The following is a 16,935-nucleotide window of genomic DNA, read 5'->3' as shown; positions in this document are numbered from 1 at the left end:
CATGCCATGACTGACATGAATGAAAACCAGATGAGAGCCGCTGCGGAGACTGTCGAAAAATTCGACGTGATCATCCTCGGCGCCGGTATCAACGGGGCGGGACTGTTTCGGGATCTTTGCCTGCAGGGCATCAAATGCCTGATCATCGACAAGGCCGATTTTGGGTCCGGCACCAGCGCCGCCCCGTCGCGGCTCATCCATGGCGGGATCAAATATCTCGAAACCGGCGAGCTTGGTCTCGTCGCCCAATCGACGCTGGAACGCAATCTGTTGCTGCGCAACGCGCCGCATTGCGTCGAGCCGTTGGCCACCTTCATCCCGTCCTTCTCGCTGATGAAGGGTGCTTTCGCGGCCTTGCGGACCCTGTTCGGCTCGACGACCGCGCCGCGCAGCCGGGGCGCGCTCCTGATCAAGATCGGCCTTGCGCTTTATGATCTCTACGGCGCCCGCCACCGGGTGATGCCGAAGCACCAGTTCATGTTCCGGAAACGGGCGCTTGCCGAAATGCCCGAAGTGACGCCGCGCATCGTCGCCGGCGGTATTTATTATGATGCCAAGATCTGCCGGCCAGAACGGCTCGTCTGGGAACTGGTCAGGGATGGCCTCGATGCCTGCCCGGGCGCGCGCGCCGCCAATTTCACCACGCTGCTCGGCCAAAAGGACGGCGTGCTGACGTTCCGCGATCCCGAAGGTGCGGAATGGCAGGCGAGTGGCGATCTGGTGGCCAATGCCGCCGGCCCATGGATCGATCACGTCAATGCGATGCTTGGTGCAGAAAGCAAGCTGATCAGCGGCACCAAGGGGTCGCATATCCTGCTTAGTCATCCCGACCTCGTCCGCAGCCTCAAGGGGCGGATGATCTATTTCGAGGCCGACGATGGCCGCATCTGCCTTGTCTACGAATATCTGGGGCTTGCATTGGTGGGCTCGACCGACATCAAGGCGGCCGATCCGGAAAACGTGCGCTGCGAGGATGATGAGATCGACTATTTCATCGCCAGCCTGCGCTCGCTGCTTCCACGACTGCATTTCGACCGCGATCAGATCGTCTATGCCTATAGCGGCATCCGGCCCTTGCCGGCCTCCGATGCCAGTCAGCCCGGCCTGATCAGTCGCGACCATTCCGCCCCGATTCTGGAGCCGGTGGCCAACCGGCCATTCCCGATCATTTCGCTCGTCGGCGGCAAGTGGACGACGTTTCGCGGTTTTGCCGAGGAAGTGGCCGATACGATTCTCGCCCGGATCGGTAAGGCGCGGGCAACGAGTACCCAGATGCTGGCGATCGGCGGCGGCCGGGATTTTCCGGTCGATGACGCGGCGCGCAAGGCCTGGATCGCCGCTCGTGCCACGAAGACCGGCCTTGCTCCGCAACGCGTCGCCATGCTGCTCGCCCGCTACGGCACGACCGCCGATCTGGTCATGAAAGACGCTGCCGGTGGGGCAGGGCAGACGGAACTCACACATGTGAGTGGTTACAGCGCTGCCGAGATCGACTGGATCGCCCGCCACGAAATGGTGGAGCATCTGGCTGACATCGTCATGCGCCGCACGACGCTGGCGATCGAGGGGCGTTTAAGCGCCGAGGCCCTGGATGAGATTTCGCGCATTGCCGCGACGTCACTCGGATGGAGCGAGGAGAGACGGTCAGAGGAAGTGGCTATGGTTTGCGCGCATCTGCAACGGTTCAACCGCGTTCATCTGTGATCCGCTGGGCCATCACTTCAAATCTCGCCGGACAATAATAGTTCCTGGCGTTGGCCTGCGTGCTCTTGCCGCGGCGGTTGGTGGCCATATCTACGGATAGGAATTCCATCCTGCCTAGTGGGTAAAGTTATGCGTTTCCTGAAAGATAACGGCCTCACCATCGTGCTGGCAATCCTGTCGATGGCGACTATCGGAGGCATGCTGCTGACAGGCTGGTCCGTGTACAATCACGAGCTCGCGGAGCACGGCGCAGCGCAGATCGGCCTTAGTGCATACGCCTCTTCCGGGCACTTCCTCTCTTCCCTGTTCGAGAACTGGGAATCCGAGTTCCTGCAAATGTCTGCCTATGTGATGCTCACCGCGTTCCTGTTCCAGCGCGGGTCGGCGGAGTCGAAGGATCCGGATAGCCCGTCCGAGGTGGACGAAGATCCGGCAGGAAAGGCAGACGACCCCAATGCCCCATGGCCGGTTCGTGCTGGGGGATGGGCGCGGACGGCATATTCCTATTCGCTGGGCATCGCGCTTGCGTCGCTGTTCGTTCTGACATTTGTCCTGCACCTCGGTTACAGCGCCGAGGCGGAAAACGCCGAAGCCCTTATGCACGGACAGCCTGCGACATCCCTGATAGCTCATCTGGGCAGCGCCCAATTCTGGTTTGAGTCGTTCCAGAATTGGCAGAGCGAGTTCCTCTCGACCGCTGTTATCATCGTGTTGTCGATCTTCCTTCGATTCAAGGGATCGCCTGAGTCCAAACCGGTCGCGGCTCCTCACAGCGAGACAGGCAGTTGATGGAACAGTCCGCCGGAACCAGCCTGAACCCGATCTTCGTGCCGCCGCGCCTCGACATCTGCAAGGCCTCACTCTGCAAAACCGCGCGAAGATCGGGAAGGTGACGGGGCTCGACGCTTCTTCAGGGGCTGATGTCGTCACTGAGCCGGAAGTTGATCCGTTCCGACCGGCTGCGGACTGACACTGCCGTCCGCGGCGCTCACGCGCCAGACCGTGTTACCGGCATCGTCCGCCACAAGCAGGGCACCGGTTCCGTCGATGCCGACACCGACCGGACGGCCGCGCGCTTGGTCGCCCTTGATGAAACCGGTCACGACATCCTGCGCTTTCCCGGAGGGGCGACCGTTTTCGAACGGGATGAAGACGACCTTGTAGCCGTTGAACGCATTGCGGTTCCAGCTGCCATGCTCGCCGACGAAGGCTCCATTGGCGAACTGTTGCGGCAGGGCGGCGTCCGCAGAGAACGTCAGGCCGAGGGCCGCCACGTGGCTCGAGAGCGCATAGTCGGGCCTGATCGCCTTCTCGACCATGTCTGGCCGCGGCGGATGAACACGGGCATCGACATGATCGCCGTAGTAGCTCCAGGGCCAGCCATAGAAGCCGCGGTCCTTCACCGATGTCGCATAGTCGGGAACGAGGTTCGGGCCCAGTTCGTCGCGCTCGTTGACGACCGTCCAGAGCTCGCGGCTTTCCGGATTGAACGAAAGGCCGTTCGGATTGCGCAGACCGGAGGCGAAGATGCGCGACGCTCCCGTCTGACGGTCCACCTGCCAGATGGCTGCCCGGTTCTTTTCCGCCTCGAGGCCGTTTTCGACGATATTGGAATTGGAGCCGACGGACGCGTAGAGGAAGCGTCCATCCGGGCTGAGCGCCAGGTCCTTGGTCCAGTGATGATTGATCGGGCCGCCGGGGAGTGGCGTCAAGGTTTTCGGCTGCGCGGTGATCTCGGTCTGGCCGAGCGCGTAGGGATAAGCGAGGATGGCGTCCGTCGCCGCGACGTACAGCGTGTCATCGATCCAGGCGAGGCCGAACGGCGAATTGAGCTTTGTCAGGAGGTCATGGCGTTCATCGACCGTACCGTCGCGATTAGTGTCGCGCAGCAGGGTGACGATGTTGCTTTCCTTCTGCTCGCCACCGCTGCCATGGGCGATCGACATGATCCATCCGCGGATCATGTCTTTCGGGCGAGAGATCGGCTCGCCCTTCGGCGGCTTGGATTGGACAACGAGCACGTCGCCATTCGGCAGCGTATGCACGGTACGGGGATTGGAAAGATCGTTTGCATAGACCGCGATCTTCAACCCATCGGGAACCGACGGTGCCTCGCCATCCTTCCAGCCGATGACTTCGGCCACCTTCAGATCCGGAAAAAGTTCGGAGGAAGGGTCCGGCAGGACGGGATCGGGGCCGATCTGCTGGGCCGTATCGAACGTGTCCGAAGCATCCTTGCAGCCGGCAAGTGCGAGAAGGGAAATGCCGGCAAGGAGGATGCCGGACGAGTGGAGGAAACAACGGCTCATGGCGTGCTCCAGTTCAAGGCGTGATTTGAGCGCGCTGAAAAGGCCAGCGTTAACAGAATGACGAGGAACGTCGCGGCCGATAGCGCAAGTCCCGTCGGCACCACGGCGGTCCATCCGTCGCCGGCGTGGACGAAGCTGTTGACGAAGGCCAGAAGAAGCATGACGGCAAATCCCACGACTCCGACCAGCGGTGGGCGCAAAGGGCGAGTCGAGGAGCGCAGAAGGTCGATGCCAGCCGCGACGATGGCAAAGGCGCCGAAAACCAGCCCCGCGAACAGAAGCCAGGACGAGAAATTCTGCCACATCAGATTAACCGTCTGCCAGAAGGCAATGTCCGTCGCCAACGCCAGGATGAAGCAGACGAAGGGTAAGGGGATAAACAATCTCTGGAGAGGGTAACCGGGGCGATAGCTTTGCGGGGTTTGCATGGCATGATCCTGCGCATCTGGTGTCTACCATGCCATACGAACGAAAAGCACTTTTGTTCCGGGGGATGTCTCAATCCATGGATATCGCGCTGTAATAGTCCGCCAGCGCGCGGATATCGTCGTCCGTAAGCCCTGATGCCACCCTCGTCATGATCGGGGCATAATCACCGCCTCCGCGTATCCCGGCCCGGAAAAGGTGGAGCTGGCTTTCTAGATAGGCGGCTGGCTGGCCGGCGAGACGCGGATAGGCTTGGTTGGCATCAGCCGTATCATGGCAGGCCGCACAGGCCGCCAGACCACGCGCCTTGTCGCCGTGTTGGGCGAGCGTCTCACCCCGGCCGCCGGCCTTGGAAACGACACCCGTCGGCGTGGATGTCTTCTCATTGGCGAAATGCCTTGCAAGTCGTTCACGATCGACATTCGACAGCCGTGACAGCGCCGCGGCCATGACGCCGCTCGGGCGCTTTCCGGCCGCATAGGCTGCCAGACTGTTGCGAAGATAGGTCTCCGATTGACCTGCCAAATGCGGTATGAGGCTTTCGTCATAGAGACGGGTCGGCGAATGACAACCCGCGCAAGTGGTCACGACCTGCGAAAAGTCCTGGGACTGGGTGGCCGAAAAACCGGCCAGACGTCGATAGGTCGCCTGGTCCAGCTTCGGATAGGCCCGCAGGAACGCTACCATGGCCCAGACCTCGTCGTCCCGTTCGACGGCCGGCCAGGCCGGCATGCCGGTGTAGCGAATGCCATGCCTGACGATCTCGTAAAGTTGCGCGTCGCTCCATGTCGAAACGACAGCCTTTAGGTCCGGCGGTGGCGGCAACATGTTTTGGACGGCGACCGGGCGTGGCATGGCGGGCGAGCCGTGGCAGCCGGCGCATCCGGTCTCGTAATGCCCGGCGGCAAGCGTCAGCATGCCCGGCGTAAACGCGGGCGGCTGCACGCCAAGCGCTGCCGTGCGCACGGACGAGCGCATCACCCAGTGCAGGAACCAGTCGGTGACGCGCCAGTGGCCGGTGCTCGCCCGGATGTGGATGATGCCCGACCAGGCGACGATCAGGCCGGCCGCCGCAAGCGTCACGACGCCGGCAAACAGTCGTTTCCAGGTAATCTTCATCGGCTTGTCTCCGATGCTGCGGGCTTGAGAATATCCGACAGCAGCATGATCGCACCGAGCAGATAGGCCGCCGCACCGATCATCAGCATGACGACGCCGCCGAGTTGCTGATCGGCGTCCCGGCTAAGGACGAAGCCGAGGCAGGTGACGTCTCCGACGCCATAGAGCGGGCGGGGGGCAAGCGTCAGCAGCACGCCGAGAAGGGTCATGTGGATCGAGGTGAACAGAAGACCGATAGCCCCGGCTAACCGTCCTGCGGCTTGCGCTTGCGGCCGAAAACACGCCGTCCACAGCACTATGCCGGCGAGCAGGAAACTTGCCTGTTCGAGAAGCATCGCATCGAGCCGCGTTTCCGAAAGCCGCCTGAGTGCCGGCGTGTGCCAGAGCCAGACCACAAGAAGCTCAACGACCGAGGCAAGGATCGGCCCCGGCCAGCGAAAGCGCAGAACCGGGTCGATTGGCGTCCCGGTAATCGCGGCGGCAAGCAGCGGTGCCGCAATGGCGACCGTCGTCATGTGGACGAGCATATGTGCCGTCAGCGATCCGCTATTCCAACTCACGGCCAGAAACACCAGCGCCAGGAAGAGGATGAACATGCCGACGGCAAATGAACGCATCTTCATCGGACGCAAGCCTCGATCAACAGGAGCGGGATCGACACGAAGATGACCGCGATGAAACTGAGGCCCGACAGCAGCAGGGTGGCGAACCCTTGGAAGAGTTGTCGGTCCTCTCGCGTCGGCTCGTCATGGGGCGGATCGCCGCTGCCGAAACCCCATTGCCGCCAGGCGAGCCATCCCGCGGCCAGAATGGCGCCGAGCGCCAGGATCGTCACCATCGCCAAGGTCAGGCGCAGCATGCCGAACGAAAACGTTGCTTGCGACCCTTTGGCGCAATGGATCGCGGCTGCGGCATAACAGGCAAGGAAATGCAAAGCCCAGACAACCGGCCCGGTAAACAGCGTCCACAGCGTTTCCAGCTCTTTCGGGATCAGCCGCATGCTCTCACCTCAATTCCGGAAACAGGCCAAGCACGCCGAACGAAGTAAGGGCGGTGACGGTGAGGAAATGCCAGTAAAGCACGACATTGCGCAGGTCGGCGTCATAGACCGCCGTCAGCCGGCCTGCGAAACTCGCGGCCAGGCAATAGGCCTGCATGATGATGGCAACCACCCCATGACTGACGGTCCAAAGCGTGATCACCCAGACGATGGCCGGGTAGACATGAGCGGTCGGCTGCATGTCGTGCAGATATGGTCCGGCCAGTCCCGCGGCGCAGGCGGTGAGCGTCAGGATCATCGAGGCAACGAGGCACAGGCGGGCTGAGGATAATCGGCCTTTCGTGTTGACATATCGCGCCATCTGCATGGCAAGCCAGGCGAGGATGAAGAGTGCCACCGCCGTCAACGGCAAAAGACTGCCCGGACCCGGCAGGCCTGCCGTAAAATCCGGATGAATGGTCCAGTAGAAGAAATAGCCGAACATCAGGCTGGCAAAGGCGGTGCCGTCTCCGGCCATGGTGATGAACATCGCCCACCAGCCAACGGAAGCCGGGCCGGAGGCATAGAGCGGCATCTGCTTGCCAAGCCCGATATCCCTCATCGTCTGCCGGGGTATCTCGCTCGTACCGGTCCACAGCCAGATCAGGATGGTTGCAAGCGTGACGACCGCGCACAGCACTGTCAGGATCCACCAGTGGAAGGTCAAGGCGATGAACACCCCGCCAAGCGCGAAGGCGGCGATGATGGTGAGCACAGACGTGCCTGCGACCCGCAGGCATTGCAGCGGTTCGGCGTCCAGCACCGAGGTGACCAGCGTTTCACGCCGGCCTTCAACTGCGTCCGGCAAATAGAAGCGACCCGCATTGATGCCATCGATCAGGCCCGGCTGATCCCACAGCGGATAGCGGCTCTTGATGATGGGAATGGAGCGGACGCCCCAGTTTTCCTCGGGCTCGCTGATCCATTCCAGCGTTCCGGCATTCCATGGGTTGGTTTTCGTTTTCGGTTCGCGATGTTTTGGCCGCAGGATATCGAAGACGATGATCGCGACGCCGCTGGCAAAGACGAAGGCCCCTATGGTGGAGATGAGATTGAGCAGATCCCAGCCGATATCGGCCGGATAGGTGAACACCCGCCGCGGCATGCCGTGCAGCCCTGTCAGATGCATGGGGAAAAAGGCGATGTTGAAGCCGACGAACATCAACCAGAAAGCGATCTTGCCAAGGCGGTCGGAGAGTTTTCGCGCATTGATCAGCGGGTAATAATAGTAGATCCCCGCCACCACCGGAAACAGCATGCCGCCGATCAGCACATAATGCAGATGCGCGACGACGAAATAGGTATCATGCGCCTGCCAGTCGAACGGCGCGAGCGCCACCATCACGCCGGTCAGTCCCCCGATGACGAAGATCGCCACGCCGCCCGTGCCAAACAGCATGGGAATGGAAAAGATCACGCGGCCTGCCAGCATGGTGGCGATGAAGACGAAAATCTGCACCCCGGTCGGGATGGCGACAGCCTCCGATGCAGCCGAGAAAAAGGCAAGCGAGATCTGCGGCAGTCCTGTGGTGAACATGTGGTGTACCCACAAGCCGAAGCTCAGAAAGCCGGTGCCGACAGCGGCGAGAACGATCCAGGAATAGCCGACGATCGGACGCTGGGCAAAGGTCGGCACGATCATTGCCATGATCGCGATCGCCGGCAGGAAGATGATGTAGACCTCCGGATGCCCGAAAATCCAGAACAGATGCTGCCAGAGCAGCGGATCGCCGCCGCGCGCCGCGTCGAAGAACGGCCAGTCGAACATCCGCTCCATCTCGAACAGGATATCCCCGGCGATCAACGGCGGGAAGGCAAAGAGGATCATGCCGGCGACGATCAGCAGATACCAGGCAAACAGTGGCATCATGTTGATCCGCATGCCCGGCGCCCGGCATTTCATGATGCCGACGATCAGCTCGACTGCGGCGGCGATGGAGGCGACCTCGATGAAGGAAAGCCCGAGCAGCCAGATGTCGGCGCCAATGCCGGAATATTGCTTGTCGGTGGCAAGCGGCGGATACATGAACCAGCCGGAATTCGGGGCAGCCCCGAAAAAGATCGACCCGCAGACGAAGACACCGCCGAGCGCAAAACTCCAGAAGCCGAAAGCCGACAGTCGCGGAAAAGGCAGTTCGCGCGCGCCGAGCATGGAGGGAAGCAGGAAGATCGCCACCGCCTCGAAGATCGGCACGGCAAACAGGAACATCATTACCGTGCCGTGCAGCGTAAAGGCCTGGTTGAACAGGTCGGCGGAGAGAAAATCATTGTCGGGGACGGCAAGCTGCAGGCGCATGATAAGTGCCAGAACGCCGGCAAACAGCATGAAGATGAAGGCCGCCGATCCGTACCAGAGGCCGATCTGGGTGTTGTTGACCGAGGTCCAGTAACGCCACCCCTTGGGGTTGGACCAGACCCGCCGCAGTTCAGCCTCCTGGGCGGCCGCGGTTTCCTCCGGGGTGGGGTGGATGACATCAGTCATTCGAGCCCCCCGAGGTAGCGGGCCATGGCCTCGATATCGGCGGCTGAAAGCATATCGAAATCCGGCATCCTGGCGCCGGGCTTGACGGATGAAGGCGAGCGGATGAAGCGGGCGATGGTCTCCGGCGTATTGGCAAGCGCGCCTGCGCCGATCGACTGGCGCGCGCCGAGCAGCGTGAGGTCGGGGGCGATTCCCCCGGCAACCTCTAGCCCGCGCAGCGAATGACAACCGAGACAGCCGTGACGTTTCATCAGCCGCGCACCTTCGGTCCCGGCATCGGGGTGACCCTCGATCTGGCGGCGGCGCCATTTGTCGAAGTCGTTTTGCTCCATGACCACGACGGAAAAGGCCATGTACGTATGTGAACTGCCGCAAAACTCGGCACAGGGTCCTCGGTAGAGGCCGACCCGTGTCGGTTTCAGCGTCAGACGATTGGTGCGACCGGGGATCATGTCCATCTTGCCGCCGAGGGATGGAATCCAGAAGGAATGAATGACGTCGGTCGCCGTCAGCGAGAAAGTCGCCGGTCGACCGACCGGCAGACGGATTTCATTGGCCGTTTCGAAGGCAGGAGAGTCCTCCGATTCCGGATAGCGGATGCGCCACCAGAATTGCTCGCCAGTCACCTCAATCGCGTTCCCGTTTGCAGCAACCGGATTCCATGGCCGCATGGCGGGCATCAGCCAGACGGCGTAGCCGAGCAGCGCCAGCAGGATGACGGCGGGAACGGCAACACCGCCCCAGGCGATCAACGCGCCGGCATGTTCCGCTGTCCAGGACGCGCGTCGATGGCGCGCCGCGTGCATGAAGAGGACGATGACGGTGAGCCAGATGGCACAGCCGCCCACCACCATGACCACGAACAGGCGGTAAACCGTCTCCGATTCCTCTCCGGCCGGATCGAGCGCGGATTGCTGTCCGCTGCAACCGGTGAGAACCAGTCCAATGACGAGAAGAAGACATCGAAGGATGGTCCGGCCTCCCTTTGCTCATCGCTCAAACTGTCAATATGGAGCGATGTCTCAGGGCGGCAAGGCTGTTGGGCTTTGGAAGGCCTGGGTCTGAACCAATGGTGCCAATCCGCGTTGAATGCCCATGGCAAACGATCGCGACGAACAGGTGCAAGGAGAGAGCCAACGCGTCGGCGCGATCGCGGAGGTTCCGTTCGATCGCCTGACGGTCGAGCGTTTTCGCGAGGCATTCCCGCGGGCTCGGTGGAGCGATGCGACCAAGGCCTGGTTCGTTCCCGGCAAGACCGCCTCCCGCCGCATCGGCAGTTGGCTCGCCCTTATGGAGGCGGAGGCCGATGCACATGCCGACGAGAAGGGCCGAGACGCCTACGACTTCGAGCCGATCGTCAGCCCCTATCTCGAGATCGGCAAGGCCGGCTTTCGCATCCGCACGCCTTATTCCCGCACTGTCGTCGACGAATTACGACAAGTGTCCTTCGCCAGATGGGACGGTGACCTGAGGATATGGCATGTTCCGTTCCGGTCGTTCGAAGATTTGCGCCGCCGCTGGCCGACCATCGAGGCGGCGGCCATGCGCAACGAACCCGATGCGAGGAAGGCACACCGCGAAACGGCGCGGGGAAGCGAAGAGGAAAAACTGGCTAAGGCACGGTCCGCCGAGCGCCGCAAGCGTCGGCACCCGGTGCCAGCCGACGATCCGCCCCCCTTCGACCGCCCGATAGCAACCTCGAACGGTATCGTGGTCTTTACCGGGACTCATGGCGAATTCGTTGAGCCTGTTATCCGATCGACATTCTATCCGGCTGTCGCGTCGAACGATCTTATTTTCGCGGATTGGCGACGGGCCACCCTCGAGGAGTTGGTCGCGACTTGGCCTGCGCGCACGACAACGAGTGAATCCGAGCATGCTCGCGGCTGGTGGTTTCCCGTTCTTGATGAACTGCGTCCGGCTCGTCGTGAAGCAAGACGGCGCGAGCGACGTGCGTCTACCCTCTGAATTCGCCATCCTCTATGCTGCTGTCGCTGCTGTCGCCGTCCCAAATCCTTTTCGCAAGGCTTCTTTCCGGACGGTAAGCGTCGAGTCGTCGGATCCGGTGATAACGCTCGCCTTGTTTGCGGTCCGACCCGGCGGTGAGCGGAAACAGGTTTTTTAACGGTTTGCATTTGGCCCGGAACAAAGCCGGAGCGAGCCGGTTGGTGAAGCAGATTCCAACCAACCGGGCGGCCAGTGTCGCGCTGATGGCAAAAGGAGATGAAGACCAAGCAGCCTGTCCACCAACTTCTGGTCTATCCCGTCGCCGGCAATGACATGAATACGCCGCCCTACAAGGAAAACCCCACGTCAAGCCGCTGGTTAAAGACCGGTCATGCGGCCGGCCTTTCGTTTGATTCCAGTGCTCAAGGCGATGGAAGGCCACGTGCTCGCGGAGGGCCAGATCATTGGGACATTCGAACGCAAGATGGCAACGAAATAGGAGACGCGACATGAAAGCACTCACCTGGCACGGCAAGCACGACATCCGCTGCGAGAGCGTTCCCGACCCGACGATCGAGGATGGACGCGACGCCATCATCAAGGTGACGGCCTGCGCGATCTGCGGCTCCGACCTTCACCTCTATAACGGCGTCATGCCCGATATGCACAGCGGCGATATCATGGGCCACGAAACCATGGGCGAGGTTGTCGAAGTCGGCAAGGACAACAAGAAGCTCAAGGTCGGCGACAGGGTGGTCGTGCCGTTCACGATCGCCTGTGGCGAGTGCTTCTTCTGCAAACGCGGCTTTTTCTCCGGCTGCGAACGGTCAAACCCCAAGCCCGAAAAAGTTACGAAGATGTGGGGCAACTCGCCAGCCGGTCTGTTTGGCTACACCCATCTCCTCGGCGGCTTCAGCGGCGGCCAGGCGGAATATCTCCGCGTCCCCTACGCCGATGTCGGGCCGATCAAGGTTCCCGACGGTCTGAGCGACGAACAGGTGCTGTTCCTGTCCGACATTTTCCCAACGGGCTACATGGCCGCCGATTTCTGCAATATCCAGCCGGGCGATACGATCGCGATTTGGGGCTGCGGTCCGGTCGGGCAGATGGCCATCAAGTCGGCCTTCATCCTCGGAGCTGAACGTGTCATCGCGATCGACACCGTCCCCGAGCGGCTGGCGCTCGCCGAGAAGTCGGGAGCCATCACGCTCGATTATATGGACAAGGACATCTACGATCGGATCATGGAACTAACCAATGGTCGCGGTGCGGATGCCTGCATCGACGCTGTTGGTACTGAATCCGACCCGTCCGCCAGTTGGGATGCTCGGCTCGACCGCATCAAGGTCGCGACCTTCATGGGCACGGACCGGCCTCACGTTCTGCGCCAGGCCATTCACTGCTGCCGCAACTTCGGGACGGTGTCGATCGTCGGTGTCTATGGCGGCTTTCTCGACAAGATCCCGATGGGTTCCGCGATCAATCGTGGCCTGACCTTCAAGATGGCCCAGACACCCGTTCAGCATTACCTGCCGATCCTGATGGAGCGCATCCAGAACGGCGAGATCGACCCGTCGTTCATCATCACCCATACCGGAAGTCTGGAAGACGGGCCGGATCTCTACAAGACGTTCCTCGACAAGAAGGATGGCTGCGTCAAAGTCGTCCTCAAGCCATGAGATAATCGGAGACCATCATGCAAAGCACGCAAAATCCACTCGCCGTCGTCACCGGGGCATCCTCCGGCATTGGCCTCGAACTCGCAAAGATCGCAGCTGAGAAAGGGTATGATCTCATTATCGCCGCCGACGAGGGTGACATCGACATTGCGGCCGACAGCCTGCGCTCGATCGGCGTTTCGGTCGACACCATGCAGGTCGATCTATCGACCAAGGAGGGGGCGGCCGATTTCGCGCAGTTCATCATCGACAAGCGGCGTCCTGTCGAACTCCTGCTTGCCAATGCGGGGAGGGGGCTCGGAAAGGGTTTCCTCGACCAGGACCTCAACGAGGCGCTTCATGTCGTCGATACCAACGTGACGGGAACCATCGCGCTCATCCATATCCTCGGCAACGAGATGCGCGCGCGCCGCGCCGGCCGTATCCTGATCACCGGTTCCATTGCCGGCTTCATTCCCGGCACCTATCAGGCGGTCTACAACGGCACCAAGGCATTCCTGAATTCCTTTTCCTTTGCCTTGCGTCATGAACTGAAGGATGCGGGCGTTACCGTGACCTGCCTGATGCCCGGCGCAACCGAGACACGGTTCTTCGAGCGTGCCCATATGCTCGATACCGACGTGGGACAATCCGAAAAGGACGATCCGGCCGATGTCGCAAAGGTCGGGTTCGATGCATTGATGAAGGGTGAGGGCGATGTCGTTGCCGGCTGGAAAAACAAGCTCCAGACCCTGATGGCCAACGTGACGCCTGCCGGAATGCTGGCCGAGCAGCATGCCAAGATGGCGGCCCCCGGAACCGCCAACAGTTGAATAAATGGCCTGGCGCCGGCGCGCTAGGCCGCTTTCGAAGGCGGGAACGGAAAGCTTAAGCCGAGGAGCTGTCCGAGTGTTCTCTCGTATCGAGGGCTTCAAGAGCGACACCGATTTTGCTCCAGGAGCGTTCGGCCTTTATCGGGTTATCCCTGCATTGCCAGCGGCCTCCGGCTCCTCGTTTACGGCATCTGCAAACCTTCGCATGAGCCGGATGAGCTCATTGATGTCGTGCTGTTCCCAATTTTTGAAAATCGAACGAGCGATATTTTCTCGCGCGGCGTCGATCTTGTCCGTCATCGCCCTGCCTTTCAGCGTGACGACAACCTCATTGACCCGCTTGTCGGTGGCGCTCTGTCTGCGCTCCACCAGCTCAAGGCTTTCAAGCTTTGTCACTTGCCGGCTAACGGTGCTGTAATCGCGGCCCGTTCCGTCGGCAAGTTCCACTATGCCGATCGGCCCCCGCCGTTCGATGCCGACGAGGAGCGGAAATAGCGCTCTGTCCAGCGCGATACCCGCCTCCCGCACCATCTGCTCGTCACGCTGAGGCCGGTTCATGAGGGTGACGATCCCGATCATCGCTTCATGGAGTTCGCGTATCTGATGACTCTCGATATGTGTATTTTGCACATTTATCATTGACGGTATCCCAAAACTCTTTTATGTGAGTATTACACATAAGGAGACCAACATGACAAATGATTTTGCGGCAGATGTGCTCATCTGCGGCGCGGGAGCGGCTGGCCTGACGCTCGGTATCGAACTAGCGCGGCGGGGTCTATCCTTCCGGCTGGTCGAGAAGATGGAAGCGCCGTTTCCCGGCTCGCGCGGCAAGGGCATTCAGCCGAGAACGCAGGAGATCTTCGAGGACCTCGGCATAATCGACAAGGTCGTTGCAGCCGGCGGTGTTTATCCGCCGTTGCGGAAATATCGTGAGAACGGGTCCTATTCCGAGAATAATCCGATCGAAGAATCCGATCCGACTCCGGCGGAACCGTATCATATTCCACTGATGATTCCGCAGTTTCTCACCGAGAGGATTATGCGAGAGCGATTGTGTGAGTTGGGGCACATGGTCGAATTCGGCTCCCAGTTACGCAAGTTCGAACAAGATAACGGCGGCGTTTTGGCCTGGATTGCGGGTCCGGGCGGCGAGGAGACGGTTCGTACCCGGTATCTGATCGGAGCGGACGGTGGTCGAAGCTTCGTGCGTGGCGCTCTGAACATTGATTTTCCGGGCAAGACCCTGGACGCGCGTGCGGTGGTGGCGGATATCGTGCTGACGGGCCTGAATCGTGAGGCCTGGCATCAGTTCAATCACGGCGATATGGAGAAAATGGTTCATGTGTGCCCGCTTGCCGGAACCGATCTTTTCCAGATCCAGGCACCTATTCCACTTGACGGAGACTTCGATCTCTCGGCGGACGGGCTTCAAAGGATGATCCGCGAAAGAACGGGCCGGCTCGATGTGCAAGTGCATTCGGTAAGCTGGGCATCGGCTTATATGATGAACGCCCGGCTTGCGGATCGGTACCGGGTTGGCCGCGTGCTCCTCGTCGGCGATGCTGCACACATCCATCCGCCTACGGGGGGACAAGGGCTGAACACCAGCGTCCAGGATGCCTATAACCTCGGCTGGAAACTGGCTGCGGTTCTCGACGGTGCGTCGGATCACCTCCTTGACAGCTACGAGGAAGAACGCCGCCCTGTCGCAGAAGCGGTCCTCGGCCTTTCCAGTCGTCTGCTCGATGCACAAAAACAAGGTGAGATGCGACGCGACCGAGACGTGCACCAGCTCGATATCAGGTACCCAGGAACCCTTCTTTGTAACGAGATCAGCGCGCGAAACGAAAGCTTGTGCGCGGGGGCGCGGGCTCCGGATGCCCCATTCAAGGGTGCGGCGGGCCGACCGGCGCGGTTGTTTCAACTCTTCCGGGGAGTCCATTGGACACTGCTTGTCGACGGTTCCGGACCTCAGACCGTCACTCCACGTCCAGGACTTCGTATCCATCACGTTGGCTCTCAAGGAGACGTCATCGACCAGTGGGGACATATCCGCGATGCCTATGCGATGGGCGCAGGGGAGTGCGTGCTGGTCCGTCCTGACGGCTACATTGGCGCTACCTTCGACGCCACCCAGACCGCGAGAATGGAGCTTTATCTGGATCGGATCGGACTTGCTCGTCTTGAGGTGGCACCGAGATGAGTGCGGGAGCGGATGTTGAAGGAAAAAGTGGCGAGCGGGAGAGGCTGGACTGGCGGTTGATGCTGCCGCTGTCCGTGATCGTAACCCTTTATGCGGCGGGCGTCGGGGCTGTTTTGCCCGTCTTGCCGTTCTATCTGCGGGAGATGGGCGCGAGCCCCTTCGTCTTCGGACTGGTGCTTTCCACCGAGGCGCTCAGCCAGTCGGCGGCGTCGCCGCTGCTCGGCCAGCTTTCCGATCGCTTTGGCCGCAAGCGGGTTCTTCTGGCAAGCCAGACCGTGGCAATCGTCAGCCTGCTGTTGCTCGCGCTGGCGCAGAGCATCTTCGCCGTCGTTCTGGCCCGCTTCCTGTTCGGTTTCACCTCGGGCAATTTTTCAGCGGCGGCGGCCTATGCAGCGGACAACAGCACGGTGGAGACGCGGCGACAGGCGATCGGCATCGTGAGCGCCAGCCTCGGTCTCGGTGCGATCGTCGGTGCAGGCGCTTCGAGTTTTTTGGCGAATATCTCTTTGCTCGCCCCGATCTATCTGGCCTTAACGCTCGCAGCTTCCGGATTGATCGTGACGACCGCCTGCCTCAAGGAAGGCAAGGTGGTGGCACGGGGCACGACAAAGGCGGGCAAGGAAACTGTCTCGCTGCGTGCCATCACGAGTTCGCCGGTGATGCGCGTGCTCATTGTGATCATGCTGTGCCATTTCTTCGCTTACGGAATGTATGTTTCGCAGCTCCCGAATTTTCTCGCCGACAGGTTTGTCTGGAATGGCCATCCTCTCGGAGCGCGGGAGTTCAGCTATCTTATCGCTGCTGACGGTGCGATCAACATCCTCGTCCAGCTCTTCCTGCTCGGATGGCTCGGCCGCTCGCTATCCGAACGCCAACTGATTGTCCTGATTTTCGGGCTCATCGGCATCGGTGTCGTCGTCGCCGGGTCGGCCAGCACCATTCCGGCTCTGGCCTTTGCCGTGCTGTGCGTCAGCATCGGCGACGCTCTTGCAAAACCGACCTATCTTGGGGCTCTTTCCGTTCACGTTCCTCCCGAACGGCAAGGAATTGTCATGGGTTCCGGCCAGGCACTGGTGGCGCTAACGGATGTCGTCTCGCCGGCTTTCGCCGGGCTGATTCTCGGTTGGGGCTTCTATGGTGCATGGATAGGAGCGGTGGTCGCCGTCGCGATAACCGGGGCGCTGGTCGCCGCTACCCGCCTTCCGCGCTGAA

General features: G+C 61.1%; 14 protein-coding genes and 1 pseudogene. 7 read left to right on the top strand and 8 right to left on the bottom strand.

Features of this window, described 5'->3' with window-relative positions:
* Positions 1 to 6 precede the first annotated feature (6 nt).
* Together ACST81_RS23390 and ACST81_RS23385 are read left to right on the top strand one after the other, a co-directional pair.
* A complete protein-coding gene (locus ACST81_RS23390; RefSeq protein ID WP_438754494.1) occupies positions 7 to 1,704 on the top strand; it encodes a glycerol-3-phosphate dehydrogenase/oxidase in 1,698 nt (565 codons plus the stop codon).
* 129 nt (positions 1,705 to 1,833) lie between these two features.
* Positions 1,834 to 2,493 (top strand): DUF6766 family protein, encoded by a 660-nt coding sequence (locus tag ACST81_RS23385; protein WP_438754492.1) that lies wholly within the window; start codon positions 1,834 to 1,836, stop codon positions 2,491 to 2,493.
* A gap of 155 nt (positions 2,494 to 2,648) precedes the next feature.
* Here the strand turns inward: ACST81_RS23385 and ACST81_RS23380 are convergent.
* From ACST81_RS23380 to coxB, 7 genes and pseudogenes are all read right to left on the bottom strand, one after another.
* A pseudogene (locus ACST81_RS23380) lies at positions 2,649 to 4,013 on the bottom strand (PQQ-dependent sugar dehydrogenase); the annotation flags it as partial.
* Complete coding sequence (locus tag ACST81_RS23375; protein ID WP_438754490.1) at positions 4,010 to 4,441, bottom strand: DUF2231 domain-containing protein; 432 nt, start codon at positions 4,439 to 4,441, stop codon at positions 4,010 to 4,012. The gene ACST81_RS23375 and the pseudogene ACST81_RS23380, both read right to left, overlap by 4 nt.
* A gap of 70 nt (positions 4,442 to 4,511) precedes the next feature.
* Positions 4,512 to 5,558 carry a c-type cytochrome gene (locus tag ACST81_RS23370; protein ID WP_438754488.1) on the bottom strand — a complete coding sequence of 349 codons (1,047 nt, stop codon included), beginning with the start codon at positions 5,556 to 5,558 and terminating at the stop codon, positions 4,512 to 4,514.
* Positions 5,555 to 6,181: a cytochrome c oxidase assembly protein gene (locus ACST81_RS23365; protein WP_438754486.1), complete on the bottom strand. Its 627-nt coding sequence runs from the start codon at positions 6,179 to 6,181 to the stop codon at positions 5,555 to 5,557. The genes ACST81_RS23370 and ACST81_RS23365 overlap by 4 nt, the downstream gene beginning before the upstream one ends.
* Positions 6,178 to 6,558, bottom strand: a complete 381-nt coding sequence (locus ACST81_RS23360; RefSeq protein ID WP_438754484.1) for a hypothetical protein — start codon at positions 6,556 to 6,558, stop codon at positions 6,178 to 6,180. The genes ACST81_RS23365 and ACST81_RS23360 overlap by 4 nt, the downstream gene beginning before the upstream one ends.
* Positions 6,559 to 6,562: 4 nt before the next feature.
* On the bottom strand, positions 6,563 to 9,079 hold the full coding sequence (ctaD, locus tag ACST81_RS23355; protein WP_438754482.1) for a cytochrome c oxidase subunit I: 2,517 nt from the start codon (positions 9,077 to 9,079) through the stop codon (positions 6,563 to 6,565).
* Entirely contained in the window at positions 9,076 to 9,933 is an 858-nt protein-coding gene (gene coxB / locus ACST81_RS23350; RefSeq protein ID WP_438754607.1) for a cytochrome c oxidase subunit II, read from the bottom strand. The genes ctaD and coxB overlap by 4 nt, the downstream gene beginning before the upstream one ends.
* Positions 9,934 to 10,174: 241 nt before the next feature.
* Here coxB and ACST81_RS23345 point away from each other — a divergent pair, with 241 nt between their 5' ends.
* The 3 genes from ACST81_RS23345 (at position 10,175) to ACST81_RS23335 (ending at position 13,517) form a co-directional block, all read left to right on the top strand.
* A complete protein-coding gene (locus ACST81_RS23345) occupies positions 10,175 to 11,047 on the top strand; it encodes a hypothetical protein (protein WP_438754480.1) in 873 nt (290 codons plus the stop codon).
* Between the two features lie 488 nt (positions 11,048 to 11,535).
* Entirely contained in the window at positions 11,536 to 12,705 is a 1,170-nt protein-coding gene (locus ACST81_RS23340; RefSeq protein ID WP_438754478.1) for a zinc-dependent alcohol dehydrogenase, read from the top strand.
* A 17-nt stretch (positions 12,706 to 12,722) separates the two neighbouring features.
* Positions 12,723 to 13,517 (top strand): SDR family NAD(P)-dependent oxidoreductase, encoded by a 795-nt coding sequence (locus tag ACST81_RS23335; protein ID WP_438754476.1) that lies wholly within the window; start codon positions 12,723 to 12,725, stop codon positions 13,515 to 13,517.
* Positions 13,518 to 13,655: 138 nt separating this feature from the next.
* Here the strand turns inward: ACST81_RS23335 and ACST81_RS23330 are convergent, their stop codons facing one another.
* Positions 13,656 to 14,165: a MarR family winged helix-turn-helix transcriptional regulator gene (locus ACST81_RS23330; protein WP_438754606.1), complete on the bottom strand. Its 510-nt coding sequence runs from the start codon at positions 14,163 to 14,165 to the stop codon at positions 13,656 to 13,658.
* Between the two features lie 43 nt (positions 14,166 to 14,208).
* Between ACST81_RS23330 and ACST81_RS23325 the strand changes: the two genes are divergently transcribed.
* Complete coding sequence (locus ACST81_RS23325; protein WP_438754474.1) at positions 14,209 to 15,723, top strand: FAD-dependent oxidoreductase; 1,515 nt, start codon at positions 14,209 to 14,211, stop codon at positions 15,721 to 15,723.
* Positions 15,720 to 16,934 (top strand): MFS transporter, encoded by a 1,215-nt coding sequence (locus ACST81_RS23320; RefSeq protein ID WP_438754472.1) that lies wholly within the window; start codon positions 15,720 to 15,722, stop codon positions 16,932 to 16,934. The genes ACST81_RS23325 and ACST81_RS23320 overlap by 4 nt, the downstream gene beginning before the upstream one ends.
* The last annotated feature ends 1 nt before the right edge of the window (position 16,935 follow it).

Origin of the sequence: Pararhizobium sp. O133 (genome assembly GCF_051669845.1) — a bacterium.
In the GTDB taxonomy this organism is placed as follows: Bacteria; Pseudomonadota; Alphaproteobacteria; order Rhizobiales; family Rhizobiaceae; genus Pararhizobium.
Note: the sequence above shows the minus strand (reverse complement) of the source record. Positions and strands in the feature narration are given on the sequence as shown.